Annotated in this window: 15 protein-coding genes and 1 pseudogene; 10 read left to right on the top strand and 6 right to left on the bottom strand. The window is 72.4% G+C overall.

From position 1 onward, the window contains the following. Nucleotides 1–2 precede the first annotated feature (2 nt). Genes ELX43_RS09075 through ELX43_RS09065 form a run of 3 tightly spaced genes read left to right on the top strand, consistent with a single transcriptional unit; the run spans nt 3 to nt 2,256 of the window. The gene (locus ELX43_RS09075) at nt 3–1,283 is read left to right on the top strand and encodes a cysteine desulfurase (RefSeq protein ID WP_127783102.1); all 1,281 of its coding nucleotides are present in this window, start codon (nt 3–5) and stop codon (nt 1,281–1,283) included. A gap of 5 nt (nt 1,284–1,288) precedes the next feature. Beyond that, nucleotides 1,289–1,777, top strand: a complete 489-nt coding sequence (gene sufU, locus ELX43_RS09070; RefSeq protein WP_127783101.1) for a Fe-S cluster assembly sulfur transfer protein SufU — start codon at nt 1,289–1,291, stop codon at nt 1,775–1,777. Beyond that, on the top strand, nt 1,774–2,256 hold the full coding sequence (locus tag ELX43_RS09065) for a metal-sulfur cluster assembly factor (protein ID WP_127783100.1): 483 nt from the start codon (nt 1,774–1,776) through the stop codon (nt 2,254–2,256). Before sufU ends, ELX43_RS09065 begins: the two co-directional genes overlap by 4 nt. Nucleotides 2,257–2,304: 48 nt before the next feature. On the opposite strand, the gene ELX43_RS09060 is transcribed toward ELX43_RS09065, so the two are convergent. Both ELX43_RS09060 and ELX43_RS09055 read right to left on the bottom strand, forming a co-directional pair. Continuing rightward, nucleotides 2,305–3,456, bottom strand: coding sequence for a lycopene cyclase family protein (locus tag ELX43_RS09060; protein WP_164860624.1), 1,152 nt, complete (start codon nt 3,454–3,456; stop codon nt 2,305–2,307). A gap of 2 nt (nt 3,457–3,458) precedes the next feature. Next, entirely contained in the window at nt 3,459–4,250 is a 792-nt protein-coding gene (locus ELX43_RS09055; protein WP_127783098.1) for an SDR family oxidoreductase, read from the bottom strand. A 115-nt stretch (nt 4,251–4,365) separates the two neighbouring features. Between ELX43_RS09055 and ELX43_RS09050 the strand changes: the two genes are divergently transcribed. The 3 genes and pseudogenes from ELX43_RS09050 to ELX43_RS09040 all read left to right on the top strand — a co-directional run bounded on the left by ELX43_RS09050 (nt 4,366) and on the right by ELX43_RS09040 (nt 8,325). Beyond that, nucleotides 4,366–5,997: an ABC-F family ATP-binding cassette domain-containing protein gene (locus tag ELX43_RS09050; protein ID WP_127783097.1), complete on the top strand. Its 1,632-nt coding sequence runs from the start codon at nt 4,366–4,368 to the stop codon at nt 5,995–5,997. 173 nt (nt 5,998–6,170) lie between these two features. Continuing rightward, nucleotides 6,171–6,383 (top strand): annotated as a pseudogene (locus ELX43_RS09045) (helix-turn-helix domain-containing protein); the annotation flags it as partial. Nucleotides 6,384–6,471: 88 nt separating this feature from the next. Continuing rightward, the gene (locus ELX43_RS09040; RefSeq protein ID WP_241248870.1) at nt 6,472–8,325 is read left to right on the top strand and encodes an ABC transporter ATP-binding protein; all 1,854 of its coding nucleotides are present in this window, start codon (nt 6,472–6,474) and stop codon (nt 8,323–8,325) included. Between the two features lies 1 nt (nt 8,326). Here the strand turns inward: ELX43_RS09040 and ELX43_RS09035 are convergent, their stop codons facing one another. Then, nucleotides 8,327–8,893, bottom strand: a complete 567-nt coding sequence (locus tag ELX43_RS09035) for a TetR/AcrR family transcriptional regulator (RefSeq protein WP_127783094.1) — start codon at nt 8,891–8,893, stop codon at nt 8,327–8,329. Nucleotides 8,894–9,025: 132 nt separating this feature from the next. On the opposite strand from ELX43_RS09035, the gene egtA reads away from it, so the two are divergent. From egtA to egtD, 4 genes are read left to right on the top strand one after another with little or no spacing between them, the layout of a single operon-like run. Beyond that, complete coding sequence (gene egtA / locus ELX43_RS09030; protein WP_206517980.1) at nt 9,026–10,252, top strand: ergothioneine biosynthesis glutamate--cysteine ligase EgtA; 1,227 nt, start codon at nt 9,026–9,028, stop codon at nt 10,250–10,252. Further along, nucleotides 10,249–11,589, top strand: coding sequence for an ergothioneine biosynthesis protein EgtB (gene egtB, locus ELX43_RS09025; protein ID WP_127783093.1), 1,341 nt, complete (start codon nt 10,249–10,251; stop codon nt 11,587–11,589). Before egtA ends, egtB begins: the two co-directional genes overlap by 4 nt. Nucleotides 11,590–11,597: 8 nt before the next feature. Continuing rightward, complete coding sequence (gene egtC / locus ELX43_RS09020) at nt 11,598–12,341, top strand: ergothioneine biosynthesis protein EgtC (protein ID WP_127783092.1); 744 nt, start codon at nt 11,598–11,600, stop codon at nt 12,339–12,341. Nucleotides 12,342–12,357: 16 nt separating this feature from the next. After that, nucleotides 12,358–13,329, top strand: coding sequence for an L-histidine N(alpha)-methyltransferase (gene egtD, locus ELX43_RS09015; protein WP_127783091.1), 972 nt, complete (start codon nt 12,358–12,360; stop codon nt 13,327–13,329). A gap of 111 nt (nt 13,330–13,440) precedes the next feature. On the opposite strand, the gene ELX43_RS09010 is transcribed toward egtD, so the two are convergent. From ELX43_RS09010 to acnA, 3 genes are all read right to left on the bottom strand, one after another. Beyond that, the gene (locus tag ELX43_RS09010) at nt 13,441–13,941 is read right to left on the bottom strand and encodes a DUF4878 domain-containing protein (RefSeq protein WP_127783090.1); all 501 of its coding nucleotides are present in this window, start codon (nt 13,939–13,941) and stop codon (nt 13,441–13,443) included. A gap of 95 nt (nt 13,942–14,036) precedes the next feature. After that, entirely contained in the window at nt 14,037–14,582 is a 546-nt protein-coding gene (locus tag ELX43_RS09005) for a hypothetical protein (RefSeq protein WP_127783089.1), read from the bottom strand. A 199-nt stretch (nt 14,583–14,781) separates the two neighbouring features. Next, nucleotides 14,782–17,565 carry an aconitate hydratase AcnA gene (gene acnA, locus ELX43_RS09000; RefSeq protein WP_206517979.1) on the bottom strand — a complete coding sequence of 928 codons (2,784 nt, stop codon included), beginning with the start codon at nt 17,563–17,565 and terminating at the stop codon, nt 14,782–14,784. Nucleotides 17,566–17,639 lie beyond the last annotated feature (74 nt).

The raw sequence follows: 17,639 nt of genomic DNA, 5'->3' as shown, positions 1-17,639 counted from the left end.
GCATGACGGCGGTCGCGGCGCACGGCAACGACGCCGCGCCCGCGCTCGACGTGGCCCGGATCCGGGAGGACTTCCCGATCCTGGCCCGCACCGTCCGGGACGGTAAGCCGCTGGTGTACCTGGACTCCGGGGCCACCGCGCACCGCCCGCTGCAGGTGCTCGACGCCGAGCGGGAGTTCCTGCTCACCTGCAACTCGGCGGTGCACCGCGGTGCGCACCAGCTGGCCGAGGAGGCCACTGACGCCTACGAGTCCGCCCGGGCCCGCCTTGCCGACTTCGTCGGGGCGCGCCCGGGCGAGCTGGTGTTCACCAAGAACGCCACCGAGTCGCTCAACCTGGTCGCCCACACCCTCGGCGACGACCGGTTCACCGGTCGCACCGTGGGTCCGGGCGACGAGGTGGTCGTCACCCGGATGGAGCACCACGCCAACCTGGTGCCCTGGCAGGAGCTGTGCCGACGCACCGGCGCCACCCTGCGCTGGTACGAGGTGACGCCGGAGGGCCGCCTGGACCTGGACTCGCTGCAGCTCACCGAGCGCACCAAGGTCGTCGCCTTCACCCACCAGTCCAACGTGCTGGGCACGGTGCCGCCGGTGGCCGAGCTGGTCGCCCGCGCTCGCGCGGTGGGTGCGCTCACCGTGCTCGACGCCTGCCAGTCGGTGCCGCACGGCCCGGTCGACCTGCACGCCCTGGACGTGGACTACGCCGCGTTCTCCGGCCACAAGATGCTCGGCCCCTCCGGCGTCGGCGTGCTCTACGGCCGGGCGTCGCTGCTGGAGCAGATGCCCCCGTTCATCACCGGGGGATCGATGATCGAGACCGTGGAGATGACCGGCTCCACCTACGCGCCTGCCCCGCAGCGGTTCGAGGCCGGGGTGCCGATGACCTCGCAGGCCATCGGGCTGGGTGCCGCGGTGGACTACCTCAGCGCCCTGGGCATGGACGCCGTGGCTGCCCACGAGCGCCGGCTCACCGAGGCGGCGCTGGCTGGGCTGGGTGAGCTGGCGGGAGTCCGCGTCGTCGGGCCCACCACCACCGACCAGCGGGGCGGGGCGGTGTCGTTCGTGGTGGACGGCGTGCACGCCCACGACGTCGGCCAGATCCTGGACGACGAGGGCGTCGCCGTGCGGGTGGGACACCACTGCGCGTGGCCGCTGCACAAGCACCTCGGCGTCACCGCCACCGTGCGGGCGTCGTTCGCGCTGTACAACACCGAGGCCGAGGTGGACGCGCTGGTGGCCGCCGTGCGCCGCGCGCAGTCGTTCTTCGGCGTGGGGAGCTGAGCCCGGTGCAGATGGAGCAGATGTACCAGCAGGTCATCCTGGACCACTACAAGCACCCGCACGGCCGCGGTCTGCGGGAGCCCTACGGCGCCGAGGTTCACCACGTGAACCCCACCTGCGGGGACGAGATCACCCTGCGGGTGGCGTTGTCGGAGGACGGGCAGGTGGTGGCGGACATCTCCTACGACGGCGAGGGCTGCTCCATCAGCCAGGCCTCCACCTCCGTGCTCACCGACCTGGTGACCGGCACGCGGGTGGACGAGGCCATGTCCACCCTCCGCGCGTTCAGCGAGATGGTGGGCAGCCGTGGCACCGTGGCGGGTGACGAGGACGTGCTGGGCGACGGCGTGGCCTTCGCCGGAGTGTCGAAGTACCCGGCGCGGGTGAAGTGCGCGCTGCTGGGCTGGATGGCTTTCAAGGACGCCGTGTCCCAGGTGGTGGACGCCAAGTCCGCGCCCGAGGACGCGAGCTCGAACGAAGGAGTGACCCGATGAGCGAGACCGACACCGCGGTGCAGACCAACACCGTTTCTGAGGCCGGCACCGTGGCCGAGGCGGCCGGCGCGACCGACCCCCGGGCCGGCCGCACCGCGGCCGACCTGGATGCTGCGGCCGCTCCGGCCGCAGCGGATTCCAGTGCGGCCGAGCCCAGTGCCGACCTGCCCTCCCTGGAGGACCTGGAGGAGGCCATGCGCGACGTGGTCGACCCCGAGCTCGGCATCAACGTGGTGGACCTCGGGCTGGTGTACGACATTCGTGTCGACGCCGACCGGGTGGCCACCGTGGACATGACGCTGACCTCGGCGGCCTGCCCGCTGACCGACGTGATCGAGGCGCAGGCCCGCACCGCGCTCACCGAGGGCGGCATGTGCTCCGACCTGAAGATCAACTGGGTCTGGATGCCGCCGTGGGGCCCGGACAAGATCAACGAGGACGGCCGGGAGCAGCTGCGCGCCCTGGGCTTCACCGTCTAGCAGCCTCGGCACCGTCTCACGGCAAGGCCCTGTCGCTGCGGGGCGCCCTCATCCGAGGAGCGCCCCGCGCAGCAGGGCCTTGCGCATGGGCGGGGACAGGGCAGCAAGGGTGGCCCGCATGGCGGCGGCGGTGCCCGCCAGGTCCTCTCGCCCCGACAGGTACGCCTGCTGGTGGTGAGGCGGCAGGTCCAGGAAGGCCGCGAAGAACTCCGGCACCTGCGGCGGTGCCAGCGACAGCAGCGTGCGCAGCCCCCGCAGCCGCAGCGCGTGCACGGCCCGGGCCCGCGCCGGCCACACCAGCTGCTGCAGCTGGGGTGCCTCTGCCCCCGCGGCCAGGGCCTGGGCCAGCACCGGGCCCAGCCGCAGCGCGGCAGCCACGCTGTAGCCGCTGGCCGGGTGCACCAGGGGAGCGGCGGCACCCAGGCGCACCACGCCCGGCGGACGCCCGGCCCACTCGCGGACGGGCAGCGGGGTGTCCAGCGCGAACCGCACCCGCTCCACCGGCTCGGCGCCGGTGAGCCGCACCCCGCGGGCGGCCAGCCGCGCCCGCAGCCGCCGGGCCAGCTCGTCCATGCCCAGGCCGGGCCGCGCCGCCAGCGAGGTCTCCTCCAGCAGCACCCGCCCGCCGCCGACTGGCACCGCGTACAGGAAGGTGGGGTGCGTGCCGAGGTCCGCGCCGTGGTCGGTGCGCCAGTCCATGAACAGCGCGTCCAGCCCGCCGGTGGCGGCCTCGGCGAGGGCGGCGTCCACCACCACCCCGTAGGCGGTCTGCTGCGTGCGTCCGGCTGCCGGAGCGCCACGGGCGTCCAGCACCACCCGGGCGTGCAGGGCGGTGCCGTCGGTGAGCGCCCGCGCGTCCGGGCGTGCGGCTCCCTGGTGCACCCGGACGCCGGTCAGGTGCAACGACTGCTGCAGGCCGGGGCTGTCGAGCACCGTGTACGCCCGGTGCAGGTGGTGCGCCCGGGTGCTCCACGCGGTGGGCCGGGCGATGGTCGCCACCCGGGGCACCGGGGAGACCAGCTCGTCGGCCCACGCGCCGTAGGTGCTCGACCAGGGTGCGTCCGGGTGCGGGTCCACCGCGGCGACGTCCAGGCCGGCCGCGGCACACGCGCTGGCCACCGCCCGCCCCGCCGGACCGAGGCCGAGCACCAGCACGTCAGCACTGATCGCCGCGGTGCCGGCCTCGGTGGGGGGCGTCACGATCAGCCGGTGGCCAGCGAGCCGCCGTCCACGCGGATGGTGTCGCCGGTGATCCAGGACGCAGCGTCGGAGACCAGGAAGCCGACCAGCTTGGCCACGTCCTCGGGCTCACCCAGTCGCTTCATCGGGTAGCCGGACGCTGCTTCCTCCTCGCCGGCGGCGTAGAGCGCCTCGGCGAACTTGGTCTTGACCACGGCCGGGGCGACGGCGTTGACGCGGATGGACGGGCCCAGCTGCCAGGCCAGCTCCTCGGTGAGGCGGATCAGGGCCGCCTTGGAGGCGCCGTAGGCGGAGATCACCCCGGAGGAGCGAATACCGGCGACGCTGGCGATGTTGACCACGTTGCCGCCGTGCTCACCCATCCACGCCTTGTACGCCTCCTGCACGAAGCCGAGCGCGGCCACCACGTTGACGTCGAAGATCTTGCGGACGCCGTCGAGGTCGGCGTCCATCAGCGCGCCGAACACGGGGTTGATGCCAGTGTTGTTCACCAGGATGTCCAGCGACCCGAAGGTCTCCACGGTGCGGGCCACCGCCTCCGCCCGGGAGTCGGCGCTGCCGGCGTTGCCGGCCACGGTGAGCACGCGCGGGCCCAGGTCCACCGCGGGGCTGCCGCCCTCCACCAGCTGCTTGCCGGCCACCTCGAGCTGGTCGGCCTTGCGCGCGGTGATGGTGACGTTGGCGCCACGGGAGAGCAGCTCGGCGGCGATGCCGAGGCCGATGCCCCGGCTGGCCCCGGTGATGAGCGCGGTGCGCCCGGCGAGGTCCTGGGGCGGGAGAGAGGCAGTGGTCATGCTGCCTGACGCTACCGATTGCAGTGGGAACCACCACAACGACGCCGCGTAGGCGGGGGAGGAGCCGTCGCGCCCGTAGACTTGAAGGCTGTCGTCTGTTCACTGGGAGCCTTAGTTGATCACCGCAACCGATCTTGAGATTCGCGCTGGTGCGCGGACACTGCTGTCCGTGCCTGGTTCGGGGTTGCGCATCCAGCCCGGCGACCGCATCGGCCTGGTCGGCCGCAACGGTGCGGGCAAGACCACCACCATGCGAGTGCTGGCCGGCGAGGGCGAGCCCTACGCGGGCACCGTGGTCCGGTCCGGGGAGATGGGCTACCTGCCCCAGGACCCCCGCGAGGGTGACCTGTCGATCACCGCCAAGGACCGGGTGCTCTCCGCCCGCGGGCTGGACCAGCTGCTGCGCGACCTGGAGAAGCAGCAGGCCACCATGGCCGAGCTGGTGGACGGCAAGCAGCTCGACGCTGCCGTGCGTCGCTACGGCGTGCTGGAGGACAGCTTCTCCTCCCGCGGGGGCTATGCCGCGGAGAGCGAGGCCGCGCGGATCTGCGCCAACCTCGGACTGGCCGACCGCATCCTCGTCCAGCCGCTGAGCACCCTCTCCGGTGGTCAGCGCCGCCGGGTCGAGCTGGCCCGCATCCTCTTCGCCGCCTCCGACGGCAGCGGCGGGCGCTCGGGCACCACACTGCTGCTGGACGAGCCCACCAACCACCTCGACGCCGACTCCATCACCTGGCTGCGCGGCTTCCTGCAGCAGCACGAGGGTGGGCTCGTGGTGATCAGCCACGACGTGGAGCTGCTCGCCGACGTCGTCAACCGGGTCTGGTTCCTGGACGCGGTGCGCAGCGAGGTCGACATCTACAACATGACGTGGAAGCGCTACCTCGACGCGCGCGCCACCGACGAGCAGCGCCGCCGCCGCGAGCGGGCCAACGCCGAGAAGAAGGCCGGCGCGCTGCGCGTGCAGGCCGCCAAGATGGGGGCCAAGGCCACCAAGGCCGTCGCCGCGCAGAACATGGCCAAGCGCGCCGACAAGCTCCTCGCGGGTCTGGACGACGTGCGGGTGAGCGACAAGGTGGCCAAGATCCGCTTCCCCGAGCCCGCCCCGTGCGGCAAGACGCCCCTGATGGCCAAGAACCTGACCAAGGTCTACGGCTCGCTGGAGATCTTCACCGGCGTGGACCTGGCCATCGACAAGGGCAGCCGAGTGGTGGTGCTGGGCTTCAACGGCGCCGGCAAGACCACCCTGCTGCGCATGCTGGCCGGCACGGAGACTCCCGACGCCGGCGAGATCGAGCCGGGCCACGGCCTCAAGCTGGGCTACTTCGCCCAGGAGCACGAGACGCTCGACCACGACGCCACGGTGTGGGAGAACATCCGCCACGCCGCGCCGGACACCGACGCGACCTCGCTGCGCAGCCTGCTCGGCGCCTTCCTGTTCAGCGGCGACCAGCTGGAGCAGCCGGCCGGCACGCTCTCCGGTGGTGAGAAGACCCGCCTGGCGCTGGCCGGGCTGGTGTCCTCGGCGGCCAACGTGCTGCTGCTGGACGAGCCCACCAACAACCTCGACCCGGTCTCCCGCGAGCAGGTGCTCGACGCCCTGCGCAGCTACACCGGTGCCGTGGTGCTGGTCACCCACGACCCTGGTGCCGTGGAGGCGCTGGAGCCGGAGCGGGTCATCCTGCTGCCGGACGGCTCCGAGGACCACTGGTCACAGGAGTACCTGGAGCTCGTGCAGCTCGCCTGACGCGCGCCTCGGCCTGCGCGGCCCGTCGGGCACGACTCTGGCCTGCTTGCGCTGCCGCGGCTCGAACTTGTCCCGCCGGGAAGAAGATCGAACCGGTGCCGGGATGTGGTGCGAACAACCTCCAGAGCCGCCGACAGCGGCCCACACAGAGGTGACACAGCACCAGACGGAGGCACGTGATGGAGATGGCCAAGGGTGTGCGGATCGCGGGCGAGCACCGGGCTCAGCTGGCGAGCGACTTCAAGAGCCGCTACGAGGAGGGCGCCAGCATCCGCACCATCGCGGAGAGCTCGGGCCGCTCCTACGGCTTTGTGCACCAGGTGCTCAACGAGGCTGAGGTCGCACTGCGCGGGCGAGGGCGCGCCGCGCGCCGCGTGACCACCTGAGACCGGCGGGCACGGCCCGCACAGGCGCGAGGAGACCTGTCGGGCCGAGCGGGCACACTGGCTGGTTGTGGAGAACAGCTGGAGCTTGATGCGCGGCGCGATGCAGGCCGCCGAACCCCGCAAGAAGGTGGAGCGGGCCACGGTCCGGCGGGTGTGGGACTTCGCCAAGCCGCACCGGCGGGCCATGTCCTGGCTGCTGGTGGTGACGGTGGCCTCGGCAATCATCGCCGTGCTCACGCCGCTGCTGGCCGGGCGGGTGGTCAACGTCATCGTCGGGCGCGAGGGCCTGACCACCATCGTGGTGATCGCCATCGTGATCGCGGTGCTGGCCGTGGTCGACGCGGGGCTGAGCCTGGCCGAGCGCTGGCAGGCCTCCCGCATCGGTGAGGGCCTCATCCTGGACCTGCGCCGAGCGGTGTTCACCCACGTGCAGCGGATGCCGGTGGCGTTCTTCACCCGCACTCGCACCGGGGCGCTGGTCTCCCGGCTGAACAACGACGTGATCGGCGCCCAGCGGGCCTTCACCTCCACCCTGTCCGGCCTGGTCACCAACGTGGTGCAACTGGTGCTCACGGTGGCCGTCATGCTCACCTTGTCCTGGCAGGTGACGCTGCTGGCCCTGCTGCTGCTGCCGGTGTTCGTCGTCCCCGCCCGGCGGATGGGGTCGAAGATGGCTGGGCTGCAGCGGGAGGCAGCCGACCTCAACGCCGGCATGACCAACCAGATGACGGAGCGCTTCTCCGCTCCCGGCGCCACGTTGGTCAAGCTCTTCGGCCGCCCGGACCGCGAGGCCGCCGAGTTCGGCGACCGGGCCGCGCGCGTGCGCGACATCGGGGTGCGCACGGCCATGGTCAGCCGGGTCTTCCTCACCTCGCTCACGCTGGTCTCCGCGCTGGCGCAGGCGCTGGTCTACGGCCTCGGCGGCTACCTGGCCTACACCGGCGCGATCAACGCCGGTGCGGTGGTCAGCCTGGCCCTGCTGCTCACCCGCCTCTACGGGCCGCTGACCGCGCTGGCCAACGCCCAGGTGGACGTGATGTCGGCGCTGGTCAGCTTCGAGCGGGTCTTCGAGGTGCTGGACCTGCCGCTGACCATCACCGAGTCGCCGAACGCCCGCGCGCTGCCCAGCGGACCGCTGTCGGTGGAGCTGCGCGACGTGCGCTTCTCCTACCCCCCGGCCAGCGCGGTGTCGCTGGCCTCGCTGGAGGACGTGGCGGTGCTCGACGCCCGCGGGGGCCAGGAGGTGCTGCACGGCATCTCCCTCCGCGCCGAGGCCGGGCAGCTGGTGGCCCTGGTGGGCTCCTCCGGTGCCGGCAAGTCCACCATTGCCTCGCTCATCGCCCGGCTCTACGACGTGGACTCCGGCGCGGTGCTCATCGGCGACCAGGACGTCCGCGACACCACCTTCGCCTCCCTGCGCGGCGCCATCGGCGTGGTCACCCAGGACGGCCACCTGTTCCACGACACGCTGGCCGCCAACCTGCGCTACGCCGACCCCGAGGCCACCGACGAGCAGCTGTGGCACGCCGTGCGCCGGGCCCGGCTGGAGCCGCTGGTGCGGGCGCTGCCCGACGGGCTGGGCACCGTGGTGGGCGAGCGCGGGTACCGGTTCTCCGGCGGCGAGCGCCAGCGGCTGACCATCGCCCGGCTGCTGCTGGCCCAGCCGCGGGTGGTGGTGCTGGACGAGGCCACCGCACACCTGGACTCCGAGTCCGAGCACGCCGTGCAGGCGGCTCTCACCGAGGCGCTGCACGGGCGCACCGCCATCGTCATCGCCCACCGGCTGAGCACCATCCGCAACGCCGACACCATCGCGGTGGTGGAGGACGGGCGGATCGTGGAGCACGGCAGCCACGAGGTGCTGCTGGCGAGGGGCGGGCGCTACGCCGCGCTGTACGAGGGAAAGTTCTCCACCACCAGCGGCACCGAGATCGGCGGGTAGCTCACTGCGCCCGGCGCACCGACTCCTCGACCAGGTCCAGCACCGGCTCCAGGTTCTCCGCGGGCAGGCCCATGGCCAGGTGCGCCACCAACCCGTCCAGCACCAGCTCGAGGTAGGCCACCAGCACCGTGGAGTCCACGTCGCCGCGCACCTTGCCGGTGGCTCGCTGGCGGTCCAGGCGGGCCCGGGTGGCGGCGGTGATCTCCGCCGAGCGCTCGGCCCACCCCGCGCGGAACTCCGCGTCGGTGCGCATCCGGCGGGCCACCTCCAGCCGGGTGCCCAGCCAGTCCCGCTGCTCGGGGTGGGCCAGCAGGTCCCGCATCACCTGCACCAGGCCCTGCTCGGCCACCACGTCGGCCATCCGCTCGGCCTCCTCCAGCGCCAGGGCCAGGAAGAGCGCGTCCTTGTCGCGGAAGTGGTGGAAGATCGCGCCGCGGGAAAGCCCCGTCGCGTCCTCCATCCGCCGCACGGTCGCTCCCTCGTAGCCGTAGCGGGCGAAGCACAGCCGCGCGCCGTCCAGGATCTGGCGCCGGCGGGCCTGGAGGTGATCGGAGCTGACCTTGGGCACGACACTGAGCATAGGCACCCAAGCCGTACGTACTGCTCGTTGCACGGCCCCGCCAGGGGCACACAGCCTCGCGACTGTCGGACGGGCTGTGTAGCGTCGGTGTGCGTCGGTACCGACGCAGGAGGTGTGCTCGTGACTGAGGTGGCGACCGAGTCCGCGCCCGTGCTGCGCGGACGCACCGACGCTGAGGCGCACGTCGGCGTGGTCTGCTTCAAGCAGGGCCCGCCCACGTTGCTCGGCGCCGAGCTCGAGTGGCTGCTCGCCCACGCCGACCATCCGGAGGCGGCCCCCGCGGTCGCCACCGTCGCCACTGCGCTCGGTGACCACGCGCCGAGCAGCCTCCGCCCCGGTTCACCCGCCCGGCCACTGCCCGGCGGCAGCATCGTCACCGTCGAGCCCGGGGGACAGGTCGAGCTCTCCTCAGCTCCCTACCCCGACGCTCGGTCCCTCTGCTCAGCCCTCCGCTCCGACGTCGAGCACCTCCGCGGCCTGCTCGGCTCGGCAGCGATCGTGCTGCAGCCCGGCGCAGCGCAGGAGCACCGCCTCCCGGAGCGCCAGCTGTTCTCCCCGCGCTACTGCGCCATGGAGGAGCTCTTCGACCGCGTCGGGCCGTTCGGGCGGCTGATGATGTGCAGCACCGCGGCGGTGCAGGTCAGCGTGGACGCCGGCGAGGGCGCGGAGATGGCCGCGCGCTGGGCCATGCTGCACGAGGTGGGCCCAGCCCTGGTGGCCGCGTTCGCCTGCTCGCCCCGGCTGTGCGGGGCCCCGGACGGCGACTGGGCCTCTCAGCGGATGCGCACCTGGCTGGAGCTGGACCCCCAGCGCACGGTGGGTCCGCCCACCGACACCACCGACCCGGTGACGGCCTACGCCCGGTGGGCCCTGGACGTGCCGCTGCTGTGCGTGCAGGACGCGACCCAGCAGCGCTGGACAGCGCCGCCGGGGGTCACCTTCGCCGACTGGGTGGACGGGCGGACCAGCATCGGGCGGGTGCCCACCACCGTCGACCTCGACCTGCACCTGAGCACGCTGTTTCCCCCGGTGCGGGCCAAGGGCCACTTCGAGGTGCGCTACCTCGACGCGCAGCCGGGTGACGCCTGGCAGGTTCCGGTGGCGCTGATCGACGGTCTGCTCGGCGACGCCGCCACCGTGGACACCGCGCGCGACCTGGCCGCGGCAACCGCCGGCCGCTGGCGCGACGCGGCCCAGCACGGCCGGTCCGACACCGAGCTGCGCCGGGCGGCGACCGCGCTGCTGGAGCTGGGCGCACAGCACGTCTCCGACCCGTCCCTGGCCCGCCAGGTCGCCGCGGCGGCCGAGCGAGCACCCGCCGACTGTCTGGAGCAGGTCCGACGATGACCACCGCACACCCCACGGGCGCCTTGTCCGACGAGGCGCTGCGTGCCCACGTGGCCAGCACCCTGCAGCGCAGCCGTGACCGCACAACCGGCCTCACGGCGGGGGACGAGGGCGACCTCACCGCCCAGCACTCCCCGCTGATGAGCCCGCTGGTGTGGGACCTGGCGCACATCGGCAACCAGGAGGAGCTCTGGCTGGTGCGTGACGTCGGTGGGCGCGAGCCGGTGCGCCAGGACATCGACGAGCTCTACGACGCGTTCAAGCACTCCCGGGCCAGCCGCCCGTCGCTGCCGCTGCTCACCCCGGCCGAGGCCCGCGGCTACGTGGGCACTGTGCGCGCCAAGGTGCTCGACGTGCTCGACCGCACCACGTTCGGCGGGCACCCGCTGCGCGAGGGCGGCTTCGCCTTCGGGATGGTCGCCCAGCACGAGCAGCAGCACGCCGAGACCATGCTGGCCACCCACCAGCTGCGCCTGGGTGCCCCGGTGCTCAGCGCCCCACCTCCGCCTGCTGCCGCCGCTGCCCTGCCCCCCGGGGAGGCGGTGGTGCCCGCCGGCACCTTCACCATGGGCACTGCCACCGAGCCGTGGGCGCTGGACAACGAGCGCACCCCGCACCCGGTGCACCTGCCCGCCTTCGCCATCGACACCACCCCGGTCACCAACGGCCAGTACCAGCAGTTCCTCGCCGACGGCGGCTACGACCGCCCCGAGCTGTGGAGCGCACGCGGCTGGGAGCACCGGGTGCAGGCCGGGCTCACCGCCCCGCAGTTCTGGGAGCGCGGTGCCGACGGCAGCTGGTGGCGCCGGCGCTTCGGCGTGCACGAGCCGGTCCCGGCCCAGGAGCCGGTGGTGCACGTGTGCTTCTTCGAGGCACAGGCCTACGCCAGCTGGGCGGGCAAGCGGCTGCCCACGGAGGCGGAGTGGGAGAAGGCGGCCCGCTTCGACCCGGCCACCGGGCGCACCCGCCGCTACCCCTGGGGCGACGCCGCGCCCACCGCCGAGCACGCCAACCTCGGTCAGCGGCACCTGCAGCCGGCCCCGGTCGGCGCCTACCCGGCGGGCGCCTCCCCGCTGGGCGTGCAGCAGCTCATCGGCGACGTGTGGGAGTGGTGCAGCTCCGGCTTCGACCCCTACCCGGGCTTCGCCGTGTTCCCCTACGCCGAGTACTCGCAGGTGTTCTTCGGCGGTGACTACCGCATCCTGCGCGGTGGCTCCTTCGGGACCGACGAGGTGGTGGCCCGCAGCACGTTCCGCAACTGGGACCACCCGATCCGCCGGCAGATCTTCGCCGGCTTCCGCTGCGCGCGCGACCTCACCGCCGACGAGCTCGGCTGACCCCGGCGATGTGCCGACACCTCGGGTACCTGGGACCGGCCTGCGCGGTGGGAGAGCTGCTCACCCACGGACCGCACTCCCTGCAGACGCAGTCCTTCGCCCCGCGGGACATGCGCGGCGGCGGCACCCTCAACGCCGACGGCTACGGCGCCGCCTGGTGGGCAGAGGCAGGTGCGGCCCGCTACCGCAGCGCCGCCCCGATGTGGACCGACAGGGCCGGCGTGCAGACGCTGTCCGCCGTGCGCTCCACGGCGGTGCTCGCCGCCGTCCGCTCCGCCACCGTGGGCATGCCGGTGGTGGCCACCGCGGCCGCCCCGTTCACCGACGGGCACTGGGCGTTCAGCCACAACGGCGTGGTGCGGGGCTGGCCGCACAGCGTGGCCCCGCTGGCGCAGACGCTGCCGATCACCGACCTGCTCACCCTGGACGCCCCCACCGACTCGGCGCTGCTGTGGGCGGCGCTGCGCCACCGGCTGGCGCACGCCGACGCCGCCGACGCGGTGGCCGGGCTGGTGCTGGAGGTGGCCGCGGCAGCGCCGGGCTCCCGGCTGAACCTGCTGCTGGGTGACGGCGAGCAGCTGGTGGCCACCACCTGGGAGCACGCGCTGTCCTACCGGGTGGCCGACGACGCCGTGGTGCTGGCCTCCGAGCCCTGGGACGACGACCCGGCGTGGCAGTCGGTTCCGGACCGCTCCCTGGTGCGTGCCAAGGCCGGCTCGGTCACCGTGACACCCCTGATGCCCGCAACGTGACCACCCTGGAGGACCCATGACGGCTCCGCACCTGGACGTGCACCTCTCACCCGATGCCGCGGAGCAGGCCCTGCGCCGCGACGCCCTCGTGGGGCTCACCGCGGAGCCCAAGTGGCTGCCGCCCAAGTGGTTCTACGACGACCGCGGCAGCGAGCTGTTCGAGGAGATCACCGCGCTGCCGGAGTACTACCCCACCCGCACCGAGCGCGCCCTGCTCGCCGAGCACGCCGGGGCGGTCGCTGCCGCCACCGGGGCCGACACGCTGGTGGAGCTGGGGTCGGGCTCGTCGGAGAAGACCCGGCTGCTGCTGGACGCCATGCAGGAGCAGGGCACGCTGCGCCGCTACGTGCCCCAGGACGTCTCCCGCTCGGCGCTGGCGGCCGCGACGGCCGAGGTGGCCGCGGAGTACCCCGGCGTGCAGGTGCAGGGGGTGGTGGGGGACTTCACCGCCGACCTGGAGGCGCTGCCGCGCGGCAACCGGCGGATGATCGCCTTCCTCGGCGGGACGCTGGGCAACCTGGTGCCGGCCGAGCGCACCGCCTTCCTGGCCGCGGTGCGTGCCGCCCTGGTCGACGGGGAGCACCTGCTGCTCGGGGTGGGGCTGGTGACCGACCCCCAGGTGCTGGTGCCGGCCTACGACGACGCGGCGGGGGTGACGGCAGAGTTCAACCGCAACGTGCTGCACGTGCTCAACCGCGAGCTCGGTGCGAACTTCGACGTGGACGCCTTCGAGCACGTGGCGGTGTGGGACGCCGAGCAGGAGTGGATCGAGATGCGGCTGCAGGCCACCCGCGCCATGCGGGTGCACGTGGCCGAGCTGGACCTGGACGTGAGCTTCGCCGCGGGGGAGCAGCTGCGCACCGAGGTCTCGGCCAAGTTCCGCCTCGAGGGCGTCCAGGCCGAGCTGGCGGCGGTGGGTCTGGAGGTGGCGGGCACGTGGACCGACCCCGACCAGCGCTTCGCCCTGCTCCTGGCCCGCGCGACCTGAGAACCGGCGTGAGCTGAGACCCGGCGCGACCTGGCAACCGGCGCGACCAGGAGACCGACACGGCCGGTGCACCCGTGGCGGGTGCACCGGCCGCTGCCAGGAAACAGGGGGTCAGGACTGCAGGCCGCAGACCTTCCAGGCGTCGCCCTGCTTGACCACGGTGAGCGAGAAGGTCATGGTGTCCGACCGCTGCTCGCCCTGGTGGCTCATCGACACGTCGGCGGAGTAGCCGATCTCGCGCTCGGTGTCGCTCTTCTCCACGTCGTCGACGAACTTCGCGTCGAACTTGCCTAGCGTGTAGTCCTCGGGCAGCTTGGCGCCGTCCTCACCGGCGAGGGTGTCGGCGTTCTCCGCGCAGGACATGTCCCGAACCAGGTCGAGGTTCTGCGTCTGCACGCCCCGCATGAAGGTGTCGGCCACCTCCCGCGGTGAGGCCTCGGCTCCGTCGGAGCTGGTGAGGGTGACGAACAGCAGCGCAGCCACCGCGATGAGCACCACGACGCCGCCGAGGATCCCGGCCACCACCCCCTTGCGCGGACCGGCGGGCCCCGGCGGGGCCTGGTGGGGAACTGCTCCGGGGCCGCTGTCTCCGCGGTCCTGTGGGTGGCTCATGGAGTCCTCTCCTGGTGGGCGAACGGACGGCCGGGGGCGGCACGTCCGCAGCCAGGCTAGGGCAGGTGCCTGGGCGCGTCCTGTGAGCCCCGGGGTCAGGACTTCAGGGCGCACACCTTCCAGGCGTCGGCTTCCTTGACCACGGAGAGCGTGAAGGGCACGGTGCTGGAGCGCTGCTCACCCTGGTAGGTCAGCGCGATCTCCGCCGTGTAGCTCAGCTCGTGCTCGGTCGCGCTGGTCTCCTTCTCGCTGACGAAGCTGGTCGCGAACTTGTCGATCTTGTACTCGGCGGGCAGCTTGGCGCCCTGCTCGCCGGCCAGCTCGTCGCGGTTCTTCTCGCACGCCACGCTGCGGACCTTGGGGATGTCCTGGGTGGCCACCCCGTCCATGAAGGCGTCGCCGACGGCACGGGGGCTCGCGGAGGGGCTCGCCGTGGCGCTCGGTGCGGCAGCCGCGCTGGCGGAGCTCTCGTCGTCGCCACCGAGGGTGACCACCAGCACGACCACCAGCGCGATCACCACCACCACTGCCGCAGCGATGCCCGCGAGCAGGCCGGTGCGCCGACGGGGCGCCTGGGGCGTCCCGGGGGCGGGGTAGGGCGTGCCACCGGGCTGGGGTGCGTGCTGCTGGGGGTAGGTCACGGGCGCTCCTTCGAGTACGGAAGACAGACGGGTGCCCGCACGCAACTGCTTGGCGGACAACGGAAAGCGTAGGCCAGGGTGCGGAGTCCGCCGGGGCGGCAGCCCCCCCGACGCACAGCACCGCCCGCCGGGCGTGGACCCGGCGGGCGGTGCTGGTGGTGCGGGGGTCGGGCTCAGCTGGTGGCAGCCCGGGTGGTGCTCAGCTGCGGGCCATGGACCGCAGCACGTACTGCAGGATGCCGCCGTTGCGGTAGTACTCGGCCTCGCCCGGGGTGTCGATGCGCACGACCGCGTCGAACTCCACGGTGCCGCCGTCGGTCTTGGTGGCGGTCACCTTGACGGTGCGCGGGGTGCGACCCTCGTTCAGCTCAGTGATGCCGCTGATGTCGAAGGTCTCCGTGCCGTCCAGGCCCAGCGACTCGGCGTTCTCGCCCTCGGGGAACTGCAGCGGGACGACGCCCATGCCAATCAGGTTAGAGCGGTGGATGCGCTCGAAGCTCTCCACGATGACGGCCTTGACGCCCAGCAGCGCGGTGCCCTTGGCCGCCCAGTCGCGGGAGGAGCCGGAGCCGTACTCCTTGCCCGCCAGCACCACCAGGGGAGTGCCCTGCTCGGCGTAGTGCTGCGCGGCGTCGTAGATGAACGCCTGCTCGCCGTCGGCGGTGAAGTCGCGGGTGTAGCCGCCGCTGACGTCGTCCAGCAGCTGGTTGCGCAGCCGGATGTTGGCGAAGGTGCCGCGAATCATCACCTCGTGGTTGCCGCGGCGGGAGCCGAAGGAGTTGTAGTCCTTGCGCTCGATGCCGTGCTCGTCCAGGTACTGCGCCGCCGGGGTGCCCGGCTTGATGGCACCGGCGGGGGAGATGTGGTCGGTGGTGACCGAGTCGCCCAGCAGGGCCAGCACGCGCGCGCCGGTGATGTCGCTGACCGGCTCCGGGTCCATCTGCATGCCGTCGAAGTATGGGGGCTTGCGGACGTAGGTGGACTCGGCGTCCCACTCGAAGGTCTGGCCCTCCGGGGTGGGCAGCGACGTCCAGCGGTGGTCACCGGCGAAGACGTCGGCGTAGTCCTTGGTGAACATCTCCTCGGTGATGGAGGCGTCCATGACCTCCTGGATCTCCTGCGAGGAGGGCCAGATGTCCTTGAGGAAGACGTCGTTGCCCTGGCTGTCCTGGCCCAGCGGCTCGGCGTCGAAGTCGAAGTCCATGGTGCCGGCCAGGGCGTAGGCGATGACCAGCGGCGGGGAGGCCAGGTAGTTCATCTTCACGTCGGGGTTGATGCGACCCTCGAAGTTGCGGTTGCCCGACAGCACGCTCACCACGGAGAGGTCGTGGTCGTTGACCGCCTTGGAGACCTCCTCGGGCAGCGGGCCCGAGTTGCCGATGCAGGTGGTGCAGCCGTAGCCGACCAGGTTGTAGCCCAGCTCGTTGAGGTAGGGCCAGAGCTCGGCCTTCTCGTAGTAGTCGGTGACGACCTTGGAACCGGGGGCCATGGAGGTCTTGACCCACGGCTTGGTGCGCAGGCCCTTGTCCACCGCGTTGCGGGCCAGCAGCGCCGCGCCCAGCATCACCGAGGGGTTGGAGGTGTTGGTGCAGGAGGTGATCGAGGCGATCACCACGGCGCCGTGGTCCAGCTCGGTCTCGGTGCCGTTGGACATGGTGACCGGCACCCGCTTGTGCGGACGCTCGTCAGACTCCGGGGCGTCGACCGGCTCCTGGCCGTTGGGCTGGGCGTCGCCGACGCGCGAGCCGGGGGCGTCGCTGCCCGGGAAGGACTCCAGCTCGTCCTCGCAGTTGTCCGGGACGACGTAGTCGGTGATGGTGCCGCGGAAGCTCTCCTTGCTCTCCGACAGCGCGATGCGGTCCTGCGGACGCTTCGGGCCGGCGATGGAGGGCACCACGGTGGACAGGTCCAGCTCGAGGTACTCGGAGAAGGTCGGCTCGCGGGACGGGTCGTGCCAGAGGCCCTGCTCCTTGGCGTAGGCCTCCACCAGGGCCAGCTGCTTGGCGCTGCGGCCGGTGAGCTTGAGGTAGCGGATGGTCTCGTCGTCGATCGGGAAGATCGCGGCGGTGGAGCCGAACTCCGGGCTCATGTTGCCGATGGTGGCGCGGTTGGCCAGCGGCACCGCGCCGACACCCTCGCCGTAGAACTCCACGAACTTGCCGACCACGCCGTGCTTGCGCAGCTGCTGGGTGATGGTGAGCACCACGTCGGTGGCGGTGGCGCCGGCCGGGATCTCGCCGGTGAGCTTGAAGCCGACGACGCGGGGGATGAGCATGGAGACGGGCTGGCCGAGCATGGCCGCCTCGGCCTCGATGCCGCCGACGCCCCAGCCGAGCACGCCGAGGCCGTTGACCATGGTGGTGTGGGAGTCGGTGCCCACGCAGGTGTCGGGGTAGGCGACGCCGTCACGGTCGAACACCACGCGGGCGAGGTGCTCGATGTTGACCTGGTGCACGATGCCGGTGCCCGGGGGGACCACCTTGAAGTCGTTGAACGCACCCTGGCCCCAGCGCAGGAACTGGTAGCGCTCGCCGTTGCGCTGGTACTCGAAGTCCACGTTGCGCTCGAAGGCGTCGGGGGTGCCGAAGACGTCGGTGATGACGGAGTGGTCGATGACCAGCTCGGCCGGCGCCAGCGGGTTCACCTTGTCCGGGTCGCCGCCCAGGTCGGTGAAGGCCTCGCGCATGGTGGCCAGGTCGACGATGCACGGCACGCCGGTGAAGTCCTGCATGATCACGCGGGCCGGGGTGAACTGGATCTCGGTGTTCGGCTCCGCCGACGGGTCCCACTCGGCGAGCGCCGTGACGTGGTCCTCGGTGATGTTGCTGCCGTCCTCCGTGCGCAGGAGGTTCTCGGCCAGGATCTTCAGGCTGTAGGGCAGCTTCTCCGTGCCGGGCACCGCGGAGAGCCGGTAGATCTCGTAGGAGTCGTCACCGACCTCCAGTGTTCCTCGCGCCCCAAAGGAGTCCTTGCTGCTGCTCACGTTCTGCTCCACTCGTCGATGAGTTCTTCCTCGCTGCCGCTGGGCGCGTCGATCTGCGCCGCGACAGTCCTGCC

This window comes from Rhodococcus sp. X156 (assembly GCF_004006015.1).
Taxonomy (GTDB): domain Bacteria; phylum Actinomycetota; class Actinomycetes; order Mycobacteriales; family Mycobacteriaceae; genus X156.
The sequence above is the reverse complement of the archived record's forward strand: the minus strand, read 5'-3'. Positions and strand labels throughout refer to the sequence as shown.

Excerpts from the sequence above, each read along its gene's own strand:
- ELX43_RS09075 (WP_127783102.1), top strand. The coding sequence starts at position 3 with ATGACGGCGGTCGCGGCGCACGGCAACGACGCCGCGCCCGCGCTCGAC.
- ELX43_RS09065 (WP_127783100.1), top strand. The coding sequence starts at position 1,774 with ATGAGCGAGACCGACACCGCGGTGCAGACCAACACCGTTTCTGAGGCC.
- ELX43_RS09055 (WP_127783098.1), bottom strand. The coding sequence starts at position 4,250 with ATGACCACTGCCTCTCTCCCGCCCCAGGACCTCGCCGGGCGCACCGCG.
- ELX43_RS09040 (WP_241248870.1), top strand. The coding sequence starts at position 6,472 with ATGCGCGGCGCGATGCAGGCCGCCGAACCCCGCAAGAAGGTGGAGCGG.
- egtB (WP_127783093.1), top strand. The coding sequence starts at position 10,249 with ATGACCACCGCACACCCCACGGGCGCCTTGTCCGACGAGGCGCTGCGT.
- egtC (WP_127783092.1), top strand. The coding sequence starts at position 11,598 with ATGTGCCGACACCTCGGGTACCTGGGACCGGCCTGCGCGGTGGGAGAG.
- egtD (WP_127783091.1), top strand. The coding sequence starts at position 12,358 with ATGACGGCTCCGCACCTGGACGTGCACCTCTCACCCGATGCCGCGGAG.
- ELX43_RS09010 (WP_127783090.1), bottom strand. The coding sequence starts at position 13,941 with ATGAGCCACCCACAGGACCGCGGAGACAGCGGCCCCGGAGCAGTTCCC.